Raw genomic sequence first — 20,843 nt, forward strand, 5'->3', positions numbered from 1 at the left:
CTTTTTTTACCTGCGAGAAGGTAGGCCTTGCTCGGCCTCCAACGTCTGCGTGGTTGGCTATTCTCTGCCGCCCTACATGGCTGGCCTGGCTGGAGGCGCATGGTCGGGAAAGGGTTTGAGCGAAGTTCCCGGCGCCATAGTGAGGAGAGGGGTTACGGTTATCGCCAGTTCCACAGCGAGCTGCGTGAACGGGGGCGTCTATGTCACGGGGCCTCAATAAAAATTGAGAACCCCATGCGGCCTATCAGGAACACCAATAGAATCAGGAAGAAAATCCGAATGAAACCACTTCCATAACGAAGTGCTAAAAACACGCCGGTGAGGGCGCCGGCGATATTGCACAGGCTCACCATGCCACCGATAAGCCAGAGCACATTACCTGAAGGCACGAAGAAAAATAGCGCAGCACTGAACGTGCCTAAATTAACGAGCTTGGCCGACGCCGACGCATTGAGAAAATCGAAACCAAAGTACTTTACAAAAACAAACAGCAAAAGACTCCCGCTGCCAGGGCCAAATACGCCGTCATAAAATCCCAATAACGCGCCAAAGAAAACGCCCAGCACAATCTCTTTTGGCCCATGTTCGACAGATCGATGAATCCTGCCTAAATCCTTCTTGGCAAAGGTATAGACAGCCATCACTATCAACACCACAAAGACGACGTACTCCATGGCTTCTTTAGGTATCAATGAAACAGAAAAAGCACCTAGAAAAGAGAAAATAAAAGCAGCGATCATGGTGGGAAGAATTAACGTCCAAGCAATATGTATGCGTCTCAGGTAGCGGGATATGGAAAAGCAATTCCCCAGCAGTACGGCCAGCTTGTTGGTTCCGAAGACCGTCGCCAGGCTTTGCTGAGGTAGCGCATGAAGCAGGGCAGGCACCTGAACAAGTCCCCCGCCTCCAACTGCTGCATCGATTAACCCGCCGCAGAATGCAAAAAAACCCAATGCTACGAGGGTATATTCAATGGTCATAAAAACATCTCTTCACCTTCCACTGTTCACATCATCTCCCGAAGCCGTATCCATGCAGAGATCAGATGAGCGAAACCGCTGATGCGTAGCCGCATCGCACCAGCGGCAATCAGTTTTAAAACACGATCAAGCAGTCAAGGCCTCGTGCAAACTACGGAATGCCTTTCCAACACGGCCGTTATAATCAATCATGATTTCTTTCAAACGATGAATGTCAAACTCCAAGTCGGCGAATCGGCAATAGGCCTGGGCTGCGGCCAATGCATGCAGTCCATGCCTGTTCTCCACCTCTCCTGAATGCCCCATGACATAACCCTTGGCATTCCGAAGCGCCTTCACGTCAGCGCGAAGATCTGGACTGACGGCGTGGAGCTTCTCCTCGATATATTGCGCAATATAGTTATATTCACGACCATTCCAGAGTTCTGACGCCACCGACGTCATCATGGCCTCCAACATGGATCGCTTGTATTCATGGGAATTCAAAGGTGATTTGTTTTCTGCGATGCCCACTCTGTAGAGGAAGCCTGAGAACTCATTGCACCCGGGCACGACATATTGACTTTCGACCCAACGCGAAGCGCCGAACGCGGACGTCATGTATCCGTACATGCCATCGTGCCCTTCATGGCCGAGACCGAAGTCATCCTTGGCCACCTCATGCATATGTGCCATGACATTGTTGTACAGGGATTGCTGGTGAGCAGGAATCGCGCCTGCATCAGCAGCCAAGCGCATGATTATTTTCGCTGAAACCAAGCTTGTGGTCTTATGGGTTTCATTCCAGCCATTAAAAAATTTCAGTACACCTTCATCGACCAATTCTTTCTCTAAAAAGGCATTGAAGCTTTTTTCTGCCCAATCCTGCGACGCTTGCGTTGTTTCATGATTTAGCACGTCATGCATCGCCCGCTGGATAGCTGGCACTTGATCCACATGTGCGGGGATTGCCGCTTTACGCTGATCACCGGAAATCACTCGGCCCGGTATCTTCAAGGCTGCAAAGTGTTTTGGGAGATCTTCAATAAATGCTTCGCCAAATTGCTGCATGGACAGCTCGTGGCGGGGCGCAACAATATCACTTTCCATAACAATAGAATTCATTGCTTAACCTTCTTCCATAAAGTGTGTGAGCGGGTTCGTTATCGCTTGAAGTTAAGGGCGGGCACGAAACTAGGTCACTTGTAGGCGCCAAACAAGTAATTTATAATCACGTCACTATTCACTTTAAATGAATCTTCGGTGCAGCAATGGAACTGTCGCAACTCAAAATGTTTAAAGTGACTGCGGAGCAAGGGAGTATTGTCAAGGCCTCCAAGCTATTGCACTGCGTTCCCTCGAATATTACCAACAGAATAAAGCTGTTGGAGCAGGAACTGGGAGTCAATCTTTTTCTGCGTAAAGGCCGGGGGCTGATCATAAGCCCTTCCGGTGAGTTGCTTCTCGGTTACGTGAACAAGATTCTCGATACTTGCGAAGAAGCGAAAAGAGCGCTTGATCCTGAGGCGACTCCAGCCGGGGTGCTAAAAATAGGCGCTATCGAATCAGCAGCGACTGGCCGCCTACCTGCTCTATTGTCTCGTTACCATGTGCAGTGCCCGAGCGTACAGATGCAATTCAGCACCGGCACCTGGTCGCAATTGGTAGCGGAAGTTATCGGACACAAGTTGGATGGCGCAATCATTGCCGTGAAGAGCGATCACGCTGACATTGCCCAACTGGAAATATACAAAGAGCCATTGATACTGATCGCATCGGAGTCCATAGGTGAAATCACCTCTGCTGATGAGGTCAACAATCTGGATATTTTCATGTGGCCTGAAGGTTGCCCTTACCGCCACGCCCTCGAGCGCTGGCTAAAGACCGCACACATATCAACTCCTATAACCAGCATAGCGAGCTATGGAACTATTCTTGGCTGCGTCAGTGCAGGTGCGGGGGTTTCTCTGGTTCCCTCTGGCGTGTTCGAGCAGTACAAGAAGATTGGCAATATAAAAGGCTATGTCTTCGACGACCTGACGCCAATACAGAATTACTTCATCTGGAACAAGAATATTGGATTGCATCGAGCACGGGATGCCTTTGCAGAGTTGATAACGGATGAGTTCAGAAACATCAGTACATTCCAGGAGCGGTCTGAATGAGCCCGGCATTTTCCACCGACCTCAGACTTCGCTGATATTGAAAGCAGCAAACTGATCAAAGACGAACAGATCACCCGCGCACTCGCGAATAGCGTGACCAGAAGAAGAGGCCCGGCATCAGCCGGGCTTCTTCATTTCGGGCGAGCCGCTTCTGCAGAAATGGCAGAGGTTCCGGGCGCCCCGGACAGCACGTTTCCGAGCGCAGCCCTTGGCGATCCTGGGAGGGGCTGCGAGATCCGCCGCATGGGTTTCGCTGCGCTCTACCCATCCTACGAACACCGAGCGAGGCGCGGGGCAGGGCCGTGCGTAGGGTGGATGCCGCTCTTTGCATCCATCGGGGGTAGCCGGGCATGGGCACCCTGTAATGCCCATTCCAGACGCTTTTCACCCTGCTAGTGGCTCGCCGGAAGCACCGTGCGGCGGTGCGCACGGCACACCCTACGATCCTGCCGGGTCCTCCGATTGAATCCTCACAAGCAGAACCGACGACTCATGACCACGTCCTAAGAACCTGGCTTCCCATGCTCAAATGAAAACGCTCTTTCTGCGTTAGCTTTTGTGGTTTTAAAGCAAGCGCTCAATCACGGTGCTTCCTCCACTCACATGCAAAACTGCCCTTGCAGGCTTTCCCACTGCCTCATATAGTCCGCCCGTTGCGGTCAATCCCGTAGCCGATCTTGGCCGGTCGAACTCTCTAGGTGCACAGGCGCCGCCTATCCGATTGCGGGCGCCTTCTTCTCACACCAGGAGCATCACGTCATGACTCGCGCCGCTCTCGATAACTTCATCTCTTCTGTATTCGCACCCAGCCAACTTTGCAGTGGTGGAGGTGTTCATCATGGCTGACCTGCGCCCGCTCTCCGCCAACCCTTCCGGTTCTTCTGTCCTCTTGCTCGATGGCAGCCGGTCCTACATGGAACTCCAGGAAACAGCCGAGTACCGCCTGGTTGCTGCGCGAGATTTGCTCGCCAGCCTCTCGTGCATGGAGGGCTCCTGTGTCGATGGGCGTGATCTGGCCAATGTGACCGACGCGGCCTATTTGCTGCTGTCGGATGCCAGCGACTTGTTCCGTGCTGCCCGCGAGGCGGTGCGGCGTGATCGCCTGGGCGTTCGTCGCTAAGCCCTTTACGTACCCATGAAGAGGCCCGGCATCCGCCGGGCTTCTTCATTTCAGGCGAGCCGTTTTTGCAGAGATGGCTGAGGTTCCGGGTGCCCCGGACAGCACGTTTTCGAGCGCAGCCCTTGGCGATCCTGGGAGGGGCTGCGAGATCCGCCGCATGGGTTTCGCTGCGCTCTACCCATCCTAGGAAAAGCTGAGCGAGGCACGGGGCTGGGCCGTGCGTAGGGTGGATGCCGCTCTTTGCATCCACCGGTCGGAGGTGGGCAGGTCTCCCCTGTAATACCCATTCCAGACGCTTTTCACCCCGCCAGATCCTTCCCGCCGTCCTCCGTTCATGAAGATTCGATGACAAAAGTTCGGTGGTGCCGTCCGGCCCCGGTCAAGGTGATGTACGGAGCGTCAACGGCGAGGGATATCGCCGAAAGGGAACGTGTCGCCATGGAGGGCGACGACTTTCGCCCGCGGTTTGCGGGCGTGCCGAGGCCAGTGGAACAGGGGCGATGGGGAATATGGACGGTTACTCGAAAGTGGGCATGCAGGAGCTCGACCAGCGTCTGTCGAAGATCGTCGAGGCGGCGCGCAAGAAGCCGGTCTCGGTCTACCGCTACGGCGCGCCCTGGGTGTGGATCGTGTCCCAGGACGATTGGCAGAGCGCGCTCAAGGAGGTCTCCAGCTACATCCCGCCCGGCCATTCGCTGGTCTTGCTGCGGCCGCAGATCGACGAGGTGATGGGCCAGGCCCTGGCCGAGCTGCAGGGCTGGGCCCGGGCGCAGCAGCTGCAGGTGCCGCTGCCGGCCCTGCTGCATGCGCTGCTGCTGCAACTGCTCTATTCGCTGCCCAGCGAGAAGCAGCTCTACGAGCAGCTCAACTACAACCTGCTGTTCCGCTGGTTCGTCGGCCTGGAGCTGAACCAGCGGGTCTGGGGTTTCTCGGTCTTCGTCCGGGACCTGGGGCAGGTGCTGGACAACCCGCAGGCGGTGCGCCTGATCGAGCGGGTGGTAGGCGAGGTGTTCTCCGGCGGCCTGATGCAGATGCCGGAGTTCTCGCTGAACTTCGCCCAGCTGCACACCTGGCTGGCCCGGCACGCGGCCGGCGCACGGCAACGCTGAAGGCGGCCGGCGAACCAACAACGAAACGTTCACTGATGCGGTGCGGCACGCGCGTTCGGGCGCGGCCACGCCTGCACGGAAGGCGGCCCGGGGCATACCGGGCGCCATTTCACGAGGGGGCTGTGTGGGTCATCTGTCATTCAACCAACGAGGCGTCGCCGCGGCCCTGAGCCTGCCGTTCGCGCCGGCCTGCCTGGCGTTGGCGATCCACGCCGCGCCGGTGTCCGCGGAGGAGGGGGCGCAGCCTGCGACGGGCGCCGACACCCCGGCTCGGCTGGTCGACGTCAACGAGTACGTGGTGCGCGGCAACACGGTTCTGGAGGCCCGCGACATCGAGGAGGCGGTCTACCCGTTCCTCGGCCCGCAGCGCAGCCTCGCCGATATCGAGGGTGCCCGCGACGCCTTGCAGCAGCGCTACCAGGGCAAGGGCTACCAGTCGGTGTTCGTCGAGCTGCCGGAGCAGCAGGTGGAAGGCGGCGTGGTCTACCTGCAGGTCAGCGAGACCAAGGTGGGCCGCGTGCGCGTGGTCGGCGCCAGGCACTACTCGCCGGTGGCCATCCTCGACGACGTGCCGGCGCTGGAGGAGGGCAAGGTGCCCGACTTCGCCAAGGTCCAAGGCGAGCTGGCGGCGATCAACCGCAACCCCGGGCGCCAGGTGGTGCCGCTGGTGCGCGAAGGCCAGCGCCCGGGGACCATGGACGTGGACCTGCAGGTGGAAGACAAGAACCCCTGGCAGGCCAGCGTCGGCCTGAACAACGACTACAGCGCCGACACCGAGAAGCTGCGCTCGGTGGTCAGCCTCGGCTACAACAACCTGTTCCAGCGCGGCCACAGCGCCTCGCTGACCTACTTCACCGCCCCCGAGGACCGCGACAACGCCGAGGTCTGGTCCGGCTCCTACGCAGCGCCCCTGGACGAGCGCTGGACGCTGCAGTTCTCCGGCTACCAGTCCGACAGCGACGTGGCTACCATCGGCGGCAGCAACGTGCTCGGCAAGGGCCACTCCTACGGCGTCTCGCTGGTCTACGGCCTGCCGCCGGAAGGCCCCTGGGCCCACTCGCTGTCGGTGGGCGTCGATTTCAAGGATTTCGAGGAGTCGCTGCAATTCGGCGGCGCCGAGGACAAGGTGCCGCTCAAGTACGCCCCCATCACCCTGGGCTACAACGGCTACCGCTACACCGAGGCCTCGCAGCTGGGCCTCGGCCTGGCGCTGGTGGCCGGTACCCGCGAGTTCCTCGGCTACGGCAGCGACGCCGAGGCGTTCGACTACAAGCGCTACCGCGCCAACCCCAGCTTCGCCGTGTTCAAGGGCGACGCCACCTACACCTTCGGTTTCGGCGGCGACTGGCAGTCGTCGACCAAGCTGGGCTTCCAGCTGGCCTCCGGGCCGCTGGTCTCCAACGAGCAGTTCTCCGCCGGCGGCGCCACCAGCGTGCGCGGCTACCTGGCCGCCGAACGCACGGGCGATGACGGCTGGCTGTTCTCCCAGGAGCTGCGCACGCCCTCGCTGGCCGCCTTCCTCGGCAAGGGCCTGGGCGGCTACGTCGAGGACTGGCGCTTCTATGCCTTCGCCGAGGGCGCGCAGCTCTCCCTGCAGGACCCGCTGCCCGACCAGGACGACAGCTACAGCCTCGCCAGCGTCGGCCTGGGCACCCGCGCCACGCTGCGCGAATGGCTGTCCGGCAGCCTCGACTGGGGCTACCCGCTGAAGGATGGCCCCAACACCGAAAAACGAGACCCGCGCGTGCATTTCAGCGTGCAGGCGAACTTCTGACCCCACAGGCACCGACTCCGGAGTGACACACATGCAACGCTTGATCTTCACCGCGCTCATCAGCCTGGGGCTCCTGTACCCGGCGATCGCCAGTGCCTGGTGGCAGGACGACTGGCTCTACCGCAAGCAGATCTCCGTCGACACCACGCCCCAGGGCGCCGCCATCGACCAGGCCGCCGGGCGCACGCCGCTGCTGGTACGCCTGCACACTGGCAACTTCAGCTTCGACGGGGTCAACGAGAACGGCTCGGACATCCGCTTCGTCGCCGCCGACGACAAGACCGTGCTCAACCACCAGGTGGAAAGCTTCGACCCGTTGATGGGCATGGCGCTGATCTGGGTGGACGTACCCCAGGTGGAAGGCGGCCAGCGCCAGGACATCTGGATGTACTACGGCAACGCCAAGGCCCCGGCCACCGGCAATGGCCAGCTGACCTTCGACCCGGACTACAGCCTGGTCTACCACTTCGACGGTGCCGTCGGTGCACCCCCGCGTGACACCACCGCCTACGGCAACCATGGGCAGACGCCGCCCGCCAGCAGTATCGACGGGGTGATCGGCCGCGCCGCCCAGCTCAACGGCCAGCCGCTGATGCTGCCGGCCAGCCCGTCCCTGGCCCTGCCGGCCGGTGGCGCCTTCACCTTCAGCGCCTGGGTGCGTGCCGACCAGGCCGCAGGCGACCAGCTGCTGCTGGCCCGCCGTGATGGTGGCAACGCACTGCTGCTGGGCCTGGCCCAGGGCCTGCCCTTCGTCGAGGTCAACGGCCAGCGCGTCCAGGCCACCCAGGCCCTGGCCGCCGGGCAGTGGCAGCACCTGGCGCTGAGCGCCGACGGCAGCGCCCTGCGCCTGTACGTCAATGGGCGCGAGTCCGGCAGCCTCGCGCTTTCGCTGCCGGCCTTCGCCTCGGTGATCGCCATCGGCGCCGACCTGCCTCAGAGCCAGACCGTGCCCGTGGAAGGCGCCGCCGAAGCCCCGGCGCCAGCCGCCTTCGGTGCCTTCGCCGGGGCCATCGACGAACTGCGCCTGTCCAAGGTCGCGCGCCCGGCGGCGCTGATCCTCGCCGACGCCACCGCCCAGGGCGCCGAATCGCGCCTGGTGGCCTACGGCGTGGATGAAGAGCAGTCCGGCTTCGGCTTCGGCAGCCTCGGCTTCCTGCTCAAGGCGGTGCCGGTGGACGCCTGGGTGATCATCGCCGTGCTGGTGCTGATGATGATCCAGTCCTGGGTGATCATGATCCGCAAGAGCCGCAGCGTGGCCCGCGTGATGCGCGCCAACCAGCTGTTCCGCGAGCAGTTCGCCCGGGTCGGCACCCGCCTGGAGCTGCTCGCCGACGACCGTGCCCTCAACGAGTCCCTGGTGCATTCCTCGCTCTGGCGCCTGTACCAGGTGGCGGTGAAGGAGATCCGTACCCGCCGCGACCAGGGCGCCGACACCTCGTCCATCTCCGCCGCCACCATCGAAGCCATCCGCGCCTCCATGGACGGCGTGCGCACCCGCGAGAACCAGCAGCTGTCCTCGCGCCTGTCGACCCTGTCCAACGCCATCGCCGGCGGCCCCTACATCGGCCTGCTCGGCACCGTGCTGGGCATCATGGTGGTGTTCCTCGGCACCGCCATGGCGGGCGATGTGAACATCAACGCCATCGCCCCCGGCATGGCCGCCGCGCTGCTGGCCACCGCCATGGGCCTGTTCGTCGCCATCCCCGCGCTGTTCGGCTACAACCGCCTGACCACCCGCAACCGCGAAGTCAGCGCCGACATGCGGGTGTTCGTCGACGAGTTCGTCACCCGCCTGGCAGAAGTGCACGGCGAATCCCAGTTCAGCGAAACGGCGCACCGGCGGGGCCTCCATGCCGGCAGCGCGCCGCTGACCGCCTGAGGACGCTGCCATGGCCAACCTGAGCAGCAGCCATGACGACGACGAGGACGCCGCCGTCGACAGCATCAACATCACGCCCCTGGTGGACGTGCTCATGGTGGTGCTGGTGATGTTCATCCTCACCGCCACCGCCCAGGTCTCGGGCATCCAGATCAACCTGCCCAAGGCCAGCGCCGCCATCTCCCTGGCGCAGCCGAAGACCAAGGCCATCTCGGTCAACGACGGCGGCCAGGTGTTCCTCGACGCCTACCCGGTGACCCTGCCGGAGCTGGAGGACCGCCTGCGCACCGAGAAGGCGCTGAACCCCGACTTCCCGGTGATCGTGCGCGGCGACGCCACGGTGCAGTACCAGAAGGTCATCGAAGTGCTCGACCTGCTGCGGCGCCTGGAGCTGTCCCAGGTCGGGCTGGTCACCGGCAAACCGAACCAGGGCTGACCATGACCACCTTTCCCAGCAAGGGCCCCGATAGCGGGCTCGCCGAAGTCCGCAGCGCCGAGCCGACCTGGCGCCGGCCGCTGGCCTGGGGCCTGGGGGCGCTGGTCGCCGCCGGCCTCGCCTGGCTGCTCTGGCAGTGGGCCAACGACATGAGCGGCGTGCGCCGCGAGGCGCCGAAGATCCCCGCGATCATCCCGCTGCCACCGCCGCCGCCCCCACCGCCGGTGCAGGAGAAGCCGCCGGAGCCGGAAACCCCGGTGGAGGAAAAGATCGTCGAGCCGGAACCCACCCCCGAGCCCGAGGAGGTCAAGCCGGAGGAGGAGGCACCGCCGACGCCCGCCGACGACCTGGCCAACCCCATGCAGATGGACGGCGACGCCCAGGCCGGTTCCGACGCCTTCAACATCGGCGCCGGCAAGGGCGGCGGCATGGCCGGCAGCGGCGGCGGGCGCCTGGGCAACGGCACCTACAGCCAGTTCCTCGCCTACGCCTTCCAGCGCCTGATGCGCGACAGCCCCGAGCTGCGCTCGCTGGCCTTCCGCGTGCACCTGGACGTGTGGATCGACCAGGGTGGCCAGGTCACCCGCGTGGAGCTGACCCGTTCCACCGGCGACCCGGAACTCGACGCCAAGGTGCTGGCCGCGCTGCGAGCCTCGCCCGCCCTGGAACGCCCGCCGGCCTCGATGTCGATGCCGGTCCGAATCTCGTTGCAAGGACGCCGGCCCAGCTAGGCCGCGCCACCAAGAACAGCCAAGGAGTAGAACCATGATCTGCAGAATGAGCCGACTGGCGCTGGGGATAGGCGCCGTGGTCGCCGGCCTGGCCGGCCCGGTGCTGGCGCAACCGCCGGCGCCTTCGGAAAACGCCACCATCAACCTGATCCGCCTGCTGGTGCAGCAGGGCGTGCTCAAGCAGGACCAGGCCCAGGCGCTGATCCAGCAGGCCGAGGCCGAGGCCGTGCAGGCCCGCCAGGCCGCCGCCACGGCCCCATCGGCCCCGGCCGGGGTGCCGGGCGAGGTGCGCGTGCAGTACGTGCCGGCCATCGTCCGCGACCAGATCCGCGACCAGGTCAAGGCCGAGGTCATGGCCCAGGCCAAGCAGGAGAACTGGGCCGCGCCCAACACCTTCCCCGACTGGGTGTCGCGCATCAGCCTGGAGGGCGACGTGCGCCTGCGCAGCGAATCGCGCTACTACTCCGACACCAACAGCGACCGCATCGTCGACTTCGCGCGGATCAACGACCGCGGCCCCTACGACATCAACACCAACACCAACCGGCAGCTGCCACCGCTGCTCAACACCCGCGAGGACCGCGAGAACCTGCTGCGCCTGCGTGCCCGCCTGGGCCTGCGCGCCGTGCTCTCGCCGAGCTGGACGGCGGTCATGCGCATCGGCACCGGATCCGACAGCGGCCCGGTGTCCACCACCCAGACCCTGGGTGGCGGCTTCGGCAAGAAGGACCTGTGGCTCGACCAGGGCTACCTCGCCTACAAGCCCGACGAGCGCCTGACCCTCACCGGCGGGCGCATGCCCAACCCGTTCTACACCACCGACCTGCTGTACTCGGGCGACTTGAACTTCGACGGCCTGGCGGCGGTGTTCGACCAGCCGCTGGACCGCGACATGGGGCTGTTCGGCACCCTCGGCGCCTTCCCGGTGGAATACAGCTCCGACACCGCCAGCAGCAACGGCTTCGACAAGGAAAGCAGCAGGAACAACTGGCTCTACGGCGCCCAGCTCGGCGCCCGCTGGCAGCTGGACGCGGACAACAGCGTCAAGGGCGCGCTGGCCTACTACCGCTTCGACGACATCGAAGGCCGGCGCTCCAGCCCCTGTTCCCTGTACTCCGGGCAGCCGGCCTGCGACACCGACGAGTCGCGCCCCGCCTTCATGCAGAAGGGCAACACCCTGATGCAGCTGCGCAACATCGTCATCGACCCGGCCAACCCCACCACCACGCCGCAGCCGCAGTACTTCGGTCTGGCCTCCGAGTTCAACCTGGTGGACCTCAACCTCGCCTGGGACACCGCGCTGTTCCACGACTTCAAGCTGCGCAGCCAGGCCCACTACCTGCGCAACCTGGGCTATGACGAGCTCGAGATCCGCAAGCGCTCGGCCGGCCAGCTGGCCAACAACGTCGACGCCAGCGGCAACATCGAGAGCGGCGATACCGCCTGGATGCTGCAGTTCACCCTGGGCAACGCCCTGGACCTGAAGAAGCACGGCGACTGGAACCTCTACGCCGGCTACAAGCGCATCGAGCCCGATGCCCTGCCGGACGGCTTCAACGACTCGTCCTTCCACCTCGGCGGCACCAACGCCAAGGGCTGGTTCCTCGGCGCCAACTACGGCTTCGACAAGAACATCGTCGGCAGCGTCCGCTGGCTGAGTGCGGAGGAGGTCTACGGCGCGCCCTTCGACATCGATGTCCTGCAACTGGAGGTCAACACGCGCTTCTGACGCGCGTGTGGCCAAGGAGCGAGAGCATGAACACCCGATCGCACACACCGCTGAAGCTGGGCCTGGCCCTGCTGCTGGGGGCCAGCATCGCCAGCGCGGCCTCGGCCGAAGGCATGGAGGAGCGCCTGCGTGCCCAGCTGCGCACCACCACCCAGCAGCTGCAGGCGTTGCAGAGCGAGCAGGCCCAGGCCGCCGCCGCGCGCACCGCGGCCGAGGGGCAGCTGGCGGCGGCCCAGGCGCAGATCAAGCAGCTGACCGCCGAGCTGGCCAAGGCGAAGGGCCAGGCCGAGCAGCTCGCCGGCCAGCAGGACAGCCTGCGCAGCGCCGCCCAGGCCCAGGTCGCGGCCAGCACCCTGCAGGTGGGCAAGTTCAAGCAGGCCTACGACGAACTGCTGGGCCGCGCCCGTGGCATCGAGTCGGCCCGCGCCCAGCTGGCCACCGACCTGGCCACGCGTGACGAACAGGTGCAGCAGTGCACCGCCAAGAACCAGCAGATGTACCAGGTGGCCAAGGACATCCTCGAGGCCTACGAAAAGATCGACGTCAGCGACGTGATGAAGATCCGCCAGCCCTTCGCCGGCAGCGCCCGGGTGAAGTTCGAGGAGCTGGCGCAGACCTACGGCGATGCGCTCTACAAGACCCACTTCGACGCCGCCATGGTGCCCGCCGCCGGCCAGTGACCCACGGGTGCCGGCGCGGCCGGCACCGAACCGCAGACAAGGAACCACGCAATGACCGCCATCGACATGATCCACAGCATCACCCCCGACCAGCTCACCGAGCGCCTGCAGGCCGCCGGCTACCGCGTCAACCGCACCGAGCAGGGCGGCGTGGTGCAACTGCTCAGCGCCAGCCAGGGCATCGGCTTCGCCGTGCGCTTCGGCAACCCGGCCACTGACGCGGGCGCCTACCTCGACTACTGCTTCAGCTGCGCCCTGCGCATCCAGGGCGAGCTGCCGGCGGGCCTCGCCGAGGTGTGGAACGCCAGCCGCCGCTTCGCCCGCCTGTCACGCCAGGGCGAGTTCCTCGTGCTGGAGATGGACGCCATCGTCGCCGCCGGCGTGAGCCCGCAGCACCTGCAGGGCCAGATGGAACTGTGGGACCGCCTGCTGCAGGAGTTCATCGCCTACCTGCGCGACTACAGCCAGGCCATGGCCCGCGAGCAGGCCGCCGCCCAGGCACCGGCCGAAACCGCCGACAGCGAGGCCTGAGCGCGATGAACGTCAAGGGCCGGATGGTCGGCATCGGTGTGCTGGCCGCTGTGGCGCTTGCGGTGGGCCTGGCGCTCGGCTTGCGACCGGGCAGTGCGCCTGAAGCGGCGGTGCAGGCCGCGCCCCAAGTGCAGCAGGCGAGGGTGGCCAGCCAGGCCGCCCCCGCCGAGCGGGCGGTGGCGCGCCTGGGTGAGCTGGAACTGGGCGAGGGCGAGCTGCAGGCGGTGCTGGATGGCCTGCCGCCAGCCACCCGCGAGCAGCTGCGTGCCGACCGGGGCGCCCTGGAAGGCTGGGTGCGCGGGCGGCTGGCGGAGAAGGCCCTGCTGCAGCAGGCCCAGGCCCAGGGCTGGGAAGAGCGCCCCGACATCCAGCGCCTGACCCGCGCCGCCACCGAGCAGATCCTCCTGCGCACCTACCTGGAGTCGGTCAGCCAGGTGCCCGCCGACTACCCCGGCGACGCCGAGCTGCAGGCCGCCTACGAGGCCGGCAAGGACAACTGGATGACCCCCGCGCTGTACCGCGTCAGCCAGATCTTCCTCGCCGTCGGCCCCGGTGCGGCTGAGGAGCAGGTGCGCAAGCAGGCCATCGAGCTGGCCCGCCGCGCGACGGCTGCCAACGCCGATTTCGCCGCCCTGGCGCGCCAGTTCTCCCAGGACGCCGGCACCGCCGAGCGCGGCGGCGACACCGGCCTGCAGCCGCTGGTGCAGTTCGTCCCGGCGATGCGCCAGGTACTCGCCCGCCAGCGCGTGGGCAGCGTGTCCGAGCCGCTGCGCAGCGAGGCCGGCTACCACATCCTCAAGCTCACCGAGCAGCAGCCCGGCCGCGTCGCCAGCCTCGACGAGGTGCGCGACCGCCTGCGCCAGGCCTTGCGTGCGCAACGCCAGCAACAGGTGGCACGGGCCTACCTGGACGGCATGGTCAGCTCGGCGACCCTGAGCATCGATGGTGCGAGCCTCAACCAGGCGCTGGAGCGGGCCCACTGAGACGGCGCCGGGCGGGAGGCCCGGCGCGAGGCAACCTTACGGAGGAGGGTTTATGGCATTGCAGGAGAACGACCACCCGGCAAGCGGCGGCGGCATCGTGAGCGACCACGGGGCCGACGAGGGCTTCGCCGGCCTGGACATGGAGGCGGCGCACTTCTTCGTGGTGGCCGCCCGTTGCGGCTGCTTCATGCAGGCGGCGCGCAGCCTGAGCGTCAAGCCGACACTGCTGCGCAAGAAGCTCGGGGTGCTGGCGGCCTGGGCCGGGCACCCGCTGTTCCAGCACCAGGGCAACGCCCTGGTGCTGAGCCCCGAGGGCCGGCGCCTGCGTACCCAGCTGGCGGCGCGCCTGGCGGTGCTGTCGCCGGGCCTGGCGCAGAACGAAGACCAGCCGCTGGTGCGCATCGCCGTCGCCGAGCCGCTGCTGCACGACATCCTCGGCCGCGACCTGCTGGCCTTCCTCCGCCAGCACGCCAACGTGCGCCTGGAACTGGCACGCCTCGACGAGGGCGAAGCGCCGGCGGCGGACACCGACCTGCGCGTGTGGCTGGCTCCGCCCGGTGACGCCACGCCCTGGCCGGGTTTCGCCAGCGCCCATCAGGTGTGCCTGGCCCAGCTGGAATACCTGCCCCACATCGCCAAGCGCTACTCCCGCGAGACCAGCCGCCCGCGCAGCCTGGTGGAGCTTGCGGACTACATGCTGGTCGACCTCCACGGCTACGCCGGCATCGACGCCCTGCAACCCTGGAACCTGGCCATCGCCGAACGCCGCGCCGGGGTCACCCGGGTCAACTCCTACGAAATGCTCCGGCAGATGATCCAGTGGAGCGCCTGCATCGGCCTGTTGCCCCATTACGTCAGCCAGCTGGACAAGAACCTCATGGCCCTGCCGGCGTTGTTCGAACCACGCATGGACATGCAGGCCTGGCTCGCCGTGCGCGCGGGGGAAGAAGAGCGCGAGGAAGTCCGCCGCCTCGTCGCCCTGGTGCACGCCGCCTTCGATGAGCGCCGGGATTGGTTCTAGCGGAGGCGACCGTCAGCATGGGTTTCGCTTCGCTCTACCCATCCTACGAGCTGCTGGGCTTCAGAACGCCAGCTTCGTAGGTTGGGCTGAGGTACGAAGCCCAACATGACGGGGTCCGGTGTTACGCCGTTGGGCCTCGTTACGCTCGGCGCCAACCTACGGCGATGCGGCGCATCGCTGGGCGACTGAAGTCGCCCCTACAGCGATAGGCGTCACCCCTCATGCGCCCAATCGCGCTGGCGAATCTGCTTGGCCCGGCGTTCGAGCACCAGGTACACCACGCAGGCGATGGCCAGGGGCAGGAGGAAGTAGATGGCGCGGTAGCCGATCAGCGCGGCGAGGAGGGTGCCCTTGGACATCTGGTGCTGCATCAGGGCGATGAACACCGCCTCCAGCACGCCGAGCCCGGCGGGGATGTGGGTGATGACCCCGGCGATGCTGCTGATCAGGAGGATGCCGAGGATCGACGGGTAGAAGGCTTCCCTGGGCAGCAGGATCCAGATCAGCGCCGCCATCAGCGACCAGTTGAGCATGCCCAGGCCGACCTGGATCAGCGCCATGCGCAGGCTCGGCAGGGTCAGCTCCTGGTCGCGGAAGCGCCAGTTGCGGCGCGTGGAGAAGCGGCAGGCGGCGAGGTAGGCGAGGGCGGCGGCCACCAGGGCGAAGCCGATCAGTTGCAGGCCGGTCTCGCCGATCTTCCAGCCTTCGGGCAGGTCCACCAGGCGCAGGGAGAAGACGCAGCCGGCCAGCAGCATGTAGCCCAGCCAGTTGGTGATCAGGCTCAGGCTGAGCACCTTGGTGATGGTCGGCACGTCCAGCCCCAGGCGCGAGTAGAGGCGGTAGCGCAGGGCGATGCCGCCCACCCAGGAGCTGAGGTTGAGGTTGAAGGCGTAGCAGACGAAGGTGACCGGGATGGTCTGCCAGGCCGGCAGCTTGTGCGCGGTGTAGTGGCGGCCCACCAGGTCGAAGCAGCAGTAGGTGGCGTAGCTCGCCGCGCAGGCCAGCCCGGCCAGCGCCAGGGTGGTGGCCTTGTAGTTGGCGATGGCCTGGCGCACTTCCTGCCAGTCGAGGTTCTTCACCAGCATGAACAGCAGCACAGGCACCAGGCAGAAGAAGAACGCCGTCAGGCCGCGCTTGGCCCAGGTCTTCCAGGTGGCCTTGCCCGCGCTCATGAGCTTTTCTCCTGTTGCTCGTAGACCGGCTCGACGCCGGCATCCTCCAGCGGCTGCAGCGACTTGATGCGCGGCGAGTGGGCGGGGAACCAGCCGGCGATGGCCGGGAAGTGCCGCAGGAAGTGGAAGCTGAGGAAGATCAGTGGCGCCCGCCACCAGTGGCCCCGGGTGATGCGCTGCAACGTCACGCGCTTGCACTTGGCGTCGGCGAGCTGCTGCAGGTGGTCGTGCAACTGCCGGTTGAAGGCCGGGTCGCGGATCACCAGGTTGGCCTCCAGGTTCAGCGACAGGCTCAGCGGGTCGAGGTTGCTCGAGCCCACCGTGGCCCATTCGCCGTCCACCAGCGCCACCTTGCCGTGCAGCGGCCGCTGGCAATACTCGTGGATCACCACGCCGTCGCGCAGCAGGTAGTTGTAGAGCAGCCGCGAGCACAGGCGCACCAGCGGCATGTCCGGCTGGCCCTGGAGGATCAGGGTCACCTGTACGCCGCGCCGGGCGGCATTGCGCAGCTCGCGCAGCAGGCGGTAGCCGGGGAAGAAATAGGCATTGGCCACCACCAGCCGCTGCCGGGCCGAGCGCAGCGCGCGCAGGTACTGTTCCTCGATGTCGTTGCGATGGCGCTCGTTGTCGCGGATCGACAGCAGCATGCGGGCAGGCCCGGCCTCGCGGTTTTCCGGCGATTCCGGCAGCAGGCTGTGCACCTCGCTGGCGCTGTGGGACAGCAGCTGGCTGCAGGTACGGTGCAGGTCGCAGACGATGGGCCCGCGCACCGCCACCGCGTAGTCCTGCTTGGCCATGGGGCCGAAGTCGGCGAGGTGATCGGCACAGAAGTTGATGCCGCCGATGAAGCCCAGCTCGCCGTCCACCACCACCAGCTTGCGGTGCAGGCGGCGGAACAGGTTGGTGCGCATGCCCAGCACCCGGGGACGCGGGTCGAACATGTGCAGGTTGACGCCGGCCTCGGTGATCTCGCGGATGTAGCGAGTGCCGAGGTCGGCGGTGCCGTAGCCGTCCACCGTCAGCTCCACGCGCACGCCGCGCCGGGCGGCGGCGATCAGGGTCTCCTTGAGGCGCAGGCCGACCTTGTCCTCGAAGACGATGAAGGTCTCCAGCAGTACTTCGTGGCGGGCCTTGTCGATGGCCTCGAACACCGCCGGGAAGAAGGCCTCGCCATTGATCAGCAACTCGACGTGGTTGCCTTCACGCCAGTTGAATTTCACAGGTGCACCTCCACAAGCAAGGGGGCGTGGTCGGACAGGTGGGACCAGGGCCGGCGCAGCAGCACCTGGGGTGAGTGGCTGGTGGCATTGCGCACGTAGACGCGGTCCAGGCGCAGCAGCGGCCAGCGTGCCGGGAAGCTGCGTGCCGGGGCGCCATAGGCGTTGACGAAGGCCTCGACCATGCCGCGGCTGGCGAGGATGTCGTCGGCGCGCACGCGCCAGTCGTTGAAGTCGCCGGCGACTATCACCGGCGCCAGCGGCGGCAGGCTGTCGAGCAGGCGGCAGAGCAGTTCCAGCTGTTCGCGACGGTGGGCTTCGCGCAGCCCCAGGTGCACGCAGATGGCATGCACCTCGCGGTGGCCGGGCACGTCCAGCACCGAATGCAGCAGGCCGCGTTCCTCGTTGCCGGCGATGGACGCGTCGAGGTTCTCGTAGCGCAGGATGGGGAATTTCGACAGCAGCGCATTGCCGTGGTCGCCTTCCGGGTAGACCGCGTTGCGGCCGTAGGCGAAGTCGGTCCACATGCTGTCGGCGAGGAATTCGTACTGGGGCGTCGGCGGCCAGTTCCTGAAGCGCCTGGCATGCAGCTGGTGGGTGCCGAGCACCTCCTGCAGGAACACCAGGTCGGCACCGAGGGTGCGCACGGCATCGCGCAGCTCCGGGAGGATGAAGCGGCGGTTGAGGGGCGTGAAGCCCTTGTGGGTGTTCACCGTGATGATGCGCAGCTGGTGCACGGCCGGCAGCAGGTCGGTGGCGGGCAAGGGGGCACTGGTGACGGTATTCACAGGTCGGCTCCTTCCAGGGGCTGGCCGGGCTCGGTCTCTAGGTGCCCGGCCAGGCCGAGTCTTTCCAGCAGTTGGCGGGCGTCATAGGGCGCGCGCACCTTGATGTCGTTGTCGAAGTAGCAGTACAGGTCGCGGCTTTTGCGCCGGGCCGGTGCCTTGGCGCTGATCAGCCGGGCGTCCTCGGGCTGGCTGCCACGGGTCCAGGCTTCGATGCGTCGCTGCCAGGCGGCCAGCGCGGCGTCCGAGTAGCCGCTGGCGTAGAGCTGCTTGTCGCCGTGCAGGCGCATGTAGACGAAGTCGCTGGTGAGGTCCTCCGCGTAGGGCCACTTCTTCGCCGTGTCGGCGACCACCAGCGCCACCTTGTGCCGGCGCAGCAGGGCGACGAAGGCCTCGTCGAGGAAGCTGTCGTTGCGGATCTCCACCGCGTGGCGCAGGCGCAGGCCCTTGGGAATGTCCAGGTAGCCCTCCACGTGCATGCGCGCGTCGCTGTGGCGGGCCAGGTCACGGGCGGCGTCGCTGTCGTGGGGCAGGGCTTGGAGAAAGTCGGCGAACAGCGCGGGGTCGAACTTGAAGCTGGGCGGGAATTGCCAGAGCACCGGCCCCAGCTTCCCGCCCAGGCGGAACAGCCCCGAGGCCATGAAGTTGGCCAGGGGCTGCTGCAGCTCGCGCAGGCGCGTCACGTGGGTGATGTAGCGCGGCGCCTTGATGCTGAAGACGAAGTCCTCGGGGGTGTCGGCCGCCCAGCCGGCGTAGCGCTCGGGAGTCTGCAGGGCATAGAAGGAGCCATTGATCTCGATGCTGTTGACGGCGCGGGAGGCGAAGCGCAGCTCCTTCTTCTGCACCAGGCCCCTGGGGTAGAAATCACCCCGCCAGGGGGCGTAGCGCCAGCCGGAAATGCCTATACGGATCTCTGCCATCCTCGCCTCCGCTAGCGACCCGGAGCCGGGTTGGCGGCTGCGAGCGTCCGTTCCAGCTGCGCCTCGTCGGCGATCACTTCTTCGCCACCATCGCCCGCCGGCTGCATCCGCTGTGGGTGCAACTCGACCTTGATCCAGCCGCTCTCGCGGCGGTCGAAGGCCTTGAACGCTTCGATGGCATCGCTCATCGGCTTGACCTGGGTGAGGATCTTGGCCGGGTCGACGCGCTTGTTCAGGGTCAGCTCGATGAGCCTGGGGATGTACTTGCGGTGGTGGCAGTTGCCCATGTTGATGGTCAGGTTCTTGTTCATCGCCAGGCCGATGGGGAAGCTGCGCGCCTGCTGCGGGTAGACGCCGATGATCGACAGGGTGCCGGCCTTGGCCAGGCCTTCGACCGCCCATTGCAGGGCCTGGCTCGGGGCATCGCCCGGGTGCCAGTTGTCGCCGTCCGGGTGGGTGCGCGGGGTCAGCTCGGCCATCTCCCGGCGCATGCGTCCGGCGGCGTGGTGGTCGTGGCAGGCGTGCTCGGCGTCCACCCCCACGGCATCGATGGCGCGGTCGACGCCTATGCCGTCGGTGAGCCGGCGCAGGGTCTTGACCGGGTCTTCCAGGTCGAAGTTGATCACTTCTGCGCCTTGCTGGCGGGCCATGCGCAGGCGGTCGTCGAGGTGGTCGATGGCGAACACCCGGGCGGCTCCCATCAGCTTGGCGCTGGCGATGGCGAACTGGCCCACCGGGCCGCAGCCGAACACCGCCACCGTGTCGCCGGGGGTGACCTCGGCCATCTCGGCACCGAAGTAGCCGGTGGGGAAGATGTCGGACAGCAGGATGGCCTGGTCGTCGCTGATCTCGCTGGGCAGCTTGATCAGGCCGATGTTGGCGTGGGGGATGCGGGCCTTCTCCGCCTGCAACCCATGGAAGGGGCCGGTGGCCTGGGGCCCGCCGTAGAACGCGGTGCCGGCCTCCTTGCCGTTGGGGTTGGCCACGTCGCACTGGGCGTAGTAGCCGGCCCGGCAGTAGGAGCAGTTGCCGCAGGCGATGGTGGAAGGCACCACCACGCGGTCGCCGATCTGCAGGTTGCGCACGTCGTTGCCCAGGGCTTCGACGATGCCGACGCCCTCGTGGCCGAGGATGGTGCCCTTGACCATGCCGGTGACGGTGCCGCGCACGAAATGCAGGTCGGTGCCGCAGATGGCCGAGGCGGTCAGGCGGATGATCGCGTCCGTGGGCGCCTGCAGGGTCGGCTCGGGGACGTCGTCGAGACGGATGTCGCCCACGTCATGGAATACGACTGCCTTCATGGGTGGCTCCTGTTCGGGCCCGGGCCGGTGCTCGCCGGCGACCAGGCATGGAAAACGGCAGGTGCCGGGGCGGCACCTGTGATAGTTCCGACTGGGCGGCAAGGGAGCGGTTCAGGTTTTCTGCCCGTTGGGCACGAGGCGCAGCCCGGGTTTCGGGCCGGCGTGTGGTGGGGTACCGATCGCGAATGAATTCGCTCCTACGTGGGACGGCGCTGCGCACCGCTTGGCGAATGAATTCGCCCCTACAGGTGCGGGAGTCCCGGGAGGCGCGGTGCAGCGCCGTAGGGCGTGCTGCGCGCACCTGGGAAGACGCCGCGCACACCGATGTGAG

At 65.9% G+C, this 20,843-nt stretch carries 19 protein-coding genes; 12 read left to right on the forward strand and 7 right to left on the reverse strand.

Translation table 11 applies throughout. The annotated features are described in order from the left end of the window. Positions 1 to 203: 203 nt before the first annotated feature. Positions 204 to 980, reverse strand: coding sequence for a TSUP family transporter (locus tag PHLH3_RS15185; protein ID WP_213630307.1), 777 nt, complete (start codon positions 978 to 980; stop codon positions 204 to 206). Between the two features lie 126 nt (positions 981 to 1,106). After that, on the reverse strand, positions 1,107 to 2,084 hold the full coding sequence (locus PHLH3_RS15190; RefSeq protein ID WP_213630308.1) for a hypothetical protein: 978 nt from the start codon (positions 2,082 to 2,084) through the stop codon (positions 1,107 to 1,109). Positions 2,085 to 2,230: 146 nt separating this feature from the next. On the opposite strand from PHLH3_RS15190, the gene PHLH3_RS15195 reads away from it, so the two are divergent. The 12 genes from PHLH3_RS15195 to PHLH3_RS15250 all read left to right on the forward strand — a co-directional run bounded on the left by PHLH3_RS15195 (position 2,231) and on the right by PHLH3_RS15250 (position 15,117). Beyond that, entirely contained in the window at positions 2,231 to 3,124 is an 894-nt protein-coding gene (locus PHLH3_RS15195) for a LysR family transcriptional regulator (RefSeq protein WP_213630309.1), read from the forward strand. 838 nt (positions 3,125 to 3,962) lie between these two features. Further along, on the forward strand, positions 3,963 to 4,244 hold the full coding sequence (locus PHLH3_RS15200; RefSeq protein ID WP_213630310.1) for a hypothetical protein: 282 nt from the start codon (positions 3,963 to 3,965) through the stop codon (positions 4,242 to 4,244). Positions 4,245 to 4,972: 728 nt separating this feature from the next. Then, positions 4,973 to 5,353 carry a transposase gene (locus PHLH3_RS30670; RefSeq protein ID WP_280527459.1) on the forward strand — a complete coding sequence of 127 codons (381 nt, stop codon included), beginning with the start codon at positions 4,973 to 4,975 and terminating at the stop codon, positions 5,351 to 5,353. A 220-nt stretch (positions 5,354 to 5,573) separates the two neighbouring features. Further along, a complete protein-coding gene (locus PHLH3_RS15210; protein WP_244863072.1) occupies positions 5,574 to 7,127 on the forward strand; it encodes a ShlB/FhaC/HecB family hemolysin secretion/activation protein in 1,554 nt (517 codons plus the stop codon). Positions 7,128 to 7,158: 31 nt separating this feature from the next. Continuing rightward, positions 7,159 to 9,006, forward strand: coding sequence for a MotA/TolQ/ExbB proton channel family protein (locus PHLH3_RS15215; protein WP_213630312.1), 1,848 nt, complete (start codon positions 7,159 to 7,161; stop codon positions 9,004 to 9,006). 10 nt (positions 9,007 to 9,016) lie between these two features. Then, positions 9,017 to 9,442, forward strand: coding sequence for a biopolymer transporter ExbD (locus PHLH3_RS15220; protein ID WP_021221719.1), 426 nt, complete (start codon positions 9,017 to 9,019; stop codon positions 9,440 to 9,442). Positions 9,443 to 9,444: 2 nt separating this feature from the next. Further along, positions 9,445 to 10,173, forward strand: coding sequence for an energy transducer TonB (locus tag PHLH3_RS15225; protein ID WP_213630314.1), 729 nt, complete (start codon positions 9,445 to 9,447; stop codon positions 10,171 to 10,173). 34 nt (positions 10,174 to 10,207) lie between these two features. Continuing rightward, positions 10,208 to 11,902, forward strand: a complete 1,695-nt coding sequence (locus PHLH3_RS15230) for a putative porin (protein ID WP_213630316.1) — start codon at positions 10,208 to 10,210, stop codon at positions 11,900 to 11,902. Positions 11,903 to 11,928: 26 nt separating this feature from the next. After that, positions 11,929 to 12,582, forward strand: a complete 654-nt coding sequence (locus PHLH3_RS15235; RefSeq protein WP_213630318.1) for a DNA repair protein — start codon at positions 11,929 to 11,931, stop codon at positions 12,580 to 12,582. Positions 12,583 to 12,633: 51 nt separating this feature from the next. Beyond that, positions 12,634 to 13,113: a YbjN domain-containing protein gene (locus PHLH3_RS15240; protein ID WP_213630320.1), complete on the forward strand. Its 480-nt coding sequence runs from the start codon at positions 12,634 to 12,636 to the stop codon at positions 13,111 to 13,113. 5 nt (positions 13,114 to 13,118) lie between these two features. After that, on the forward strand, positions 13,119 to 14,096 hold the full coding sequence (locus PHLH3_RS15245) for a peptidylprolyl isomerase (protein WP_244863044.1): 978 nt from the start codon (positions 13,119 to 13,121) through the stop codon (positions 14,094 to 14,096). Positions 14,097 to 14,148: 52 nt separating this feature from the next. Continuing rightward, on the forward strand, positions 14,149 to 15,117 hold the full coding sequence (locus PHLH3_RS15250; protein WP_213630322.1) for a LysR family transcriptional regulator: 969 nt from the start codon (positions 14,149 to 14,151) through the stop codon (positions 15,115 to 15,117). Between the two features lie 212 nt (positions 15,118 to 15,329). On the opposite strand, the gene PHLH3_RS15255 is transcribed toward PHLH3_RS15250, so the two are convergent. The 5 genes from PHLH3_RS15255 to PHLH3_RS15275 are packed head-to-tail and all read right to left on the reverse strand — an operon-like array spanning position 15,330 to position 20,512. Continuing rightward, entirely contained in the window at positions 15,330 to 16,289 is a 960-nt protein-coding gene (locus PHLH3_RS15255; protein ID WP_213630324.1) for a lysylphosphatidylglycerol synthase domain-containing protein, read from the reverse strand. Then, the gene (gene clsB / locus PHLH3_RS15260) at positions 16,286 to 17,509 is read right to left on the reverse strand and encodes a cardiolipin synthase ClsB (RefSeq protein ID WP_213630325.1); all 1,224 of its coding nucleotides are present in this window, start codon (positions 17,507 to 17,509) and stop codon (positions 16,286 to 16,288) included. The genes PHLH3_RS15255 and clsB overlap by 4 nt, the downstream gene beginning before the upstream one ends. Next, the gene (locus PHLH3_RS15265; protein ID WP_213630327.1) at positions 17,506 to 18,294 is read right to left on the reverse strand and encodes an endonuclease/exonuclease/phosphatase family protein; all 789 of its coding nucleotides are present in this window, start codon (positions 18,292 to 18,294) and stop codon (positions 17,506 to 17,508) included. The genes clsB and PHLH3_RS15265 overlap by 4 nt, the downstream gene beginning before the upstream one ends. Next, positions 18,291 to 19,211 (reverse strand): DUF72 domain-containing protein, encoded by a 921-nt coding sequence (locus tag PHLH3_RS15270; protein ID WP_213630329.1) that lies wholly within the window; start codon positions 19,209 to 19,211, stop codon positions 18,291 to 18,293. The genes PHLH3_RS15265 and PHLH3_RS15270 overlap by 4 nt, the downstream gene beginning before the upstream one ends. 11 nt (positions 19,212 to 19,222) lie before the next feature. Further along, complete coding sequence (locus PHLH3_RS15275) at positions 19,223 to 20,512, reverse strand: zinc-dependent alcohol dehydrogenase (protein ID WP_213630331.1); 1,290 nt, start codon at positions 20,510 to 20,512, stop codon at positions 19,223 to 19,225. Positions 20,513 to 20,843: the final 331 nt, after the last annotated feature.

This window comes from Pseudomonas sp. Pc102, from assembly GCF_018408275.1.
Taxonomy (GTDB): domain Bacteria; phylum Pseudomonadota; class Gammaproteobacteria; order Pseudomonadales; family Pseudomonadaceae; genus Metapseudomonas; species Metapseudomonas tohonis.

Bases quoted from the DNA above. Each gene is read 5' to 3' on its own strand.
- PHLH3_RS15200 (WP_213630310.1), top strand. From the start codon at position 3,963: ATGGCTGACCTGCGCCCGCTCTCCGCCAACCCTTCCGGTTCTTCTGTC.
- PHLH3_RS15190 (WP_213630308.1), bottom strand. From the start codon at position 2,084: ATGAATTCTATTGTTATGGAAAGTGATATTGTTGCGCCCCGCCACGAG.
- PHLH3_RS15275 (WP_213630331.1), bottom strand. From the start codon at position 20,512: ATGAAGGCAGTCGTATTCCATGACGTGGGCGACATCCGTCTCGACGAC.
- PHLH3_RS15230 (WP_213630316.1), top strand. From the start codon at position 10,208: ATGATCTGCAGAATGAGCCGACTGGCGCTGGGGATAGGCGCCGTGGTC.
- PHLH3_RS15215 (WP_213630312.1), top strand. From the start codon at position 7,159: ATGCAACGCTTGATCTTCACCGCGCTCATCAGCCTGGGGCTCCTGTAC.
- PHLH3_RS30670 (WP_280527459.1), top strand. From the start codon at position 4,973: ATGGGCCAGGCCCTGGCCGAGCTGCAGGGCTGGGCCCGGGCGCAGCAG.
- PHLH3_RS15185 (WP_213630307.1), bottom strand. From the start codon at position 980: ATGACCATTGAATATACCCTCGTAGCATTGGGTTTTTTTGCATTCTGC.
- PHLH3_RS15225 (WP_213630314.1), top strand. From the start codon at position 9,445: ATGACCACCTTTCCCAGCAAGGGCCCCGATAGCGGGCTCGCCGAAGTC.
- PHLH3_RS15220 (WP_021221719.1), top strand. From the start codon at position 9,017: ATGGCCAACCTGAGCAGCAGCCATGACGACGACGAGGACGCCGCCGTC.
- PHLH3_RS15255 (WP_213630324.1), bottom strand. From the start codon at position 16,289: ATGAGCGCGGGCAAGGCCACCTGGAAGACCTGGGCCAAGCGCGGCCTG.
- PHLH3_RS15250 (WP_213630322.1), top strand. From the start codon at position 14,149: ATGGCATTGCAGGAGAACGACCACCCGGCAAGCGGCGGCGGCATCGTG.
- PHLH3_RS15245 (WP_244863044.1), top strand. From the start codon at position 13,119: ATGAACGTCAAGGGCCGGATGGTCGGCATCGGTGTGCTGGCCGCTGTG.
- PHLH3_RS15240 (WP_213630320.1), top strand. From the start codon at position 12,634: ATGACCGCCATCGACATGATCCACAGCATCACCCCCGACCAGCTCACC.
- PHLH3_RS15195 (WP_213630309.1), top strand. From the start codon at position 2,231: ATGGAACTGTCGCAACTCAAAATGTTTAAAGTGACTGCGGAGCAAGGG.
- PHLH3_RS15235 (WP_213630318.1), top strand. From the start codon at position 11,929: ATGAACACCCGATCGCACACACCGCTGAAGCTGGGCCTGGCCCTGCTG.
- PHLH3_RS15270 (WP_213630329.1), bottom strand. From the start codon at position 19,211: ATGGCAGAGATCCGTATAGGCATTTCCGGCTGGCGCTACGCCCCCTGG.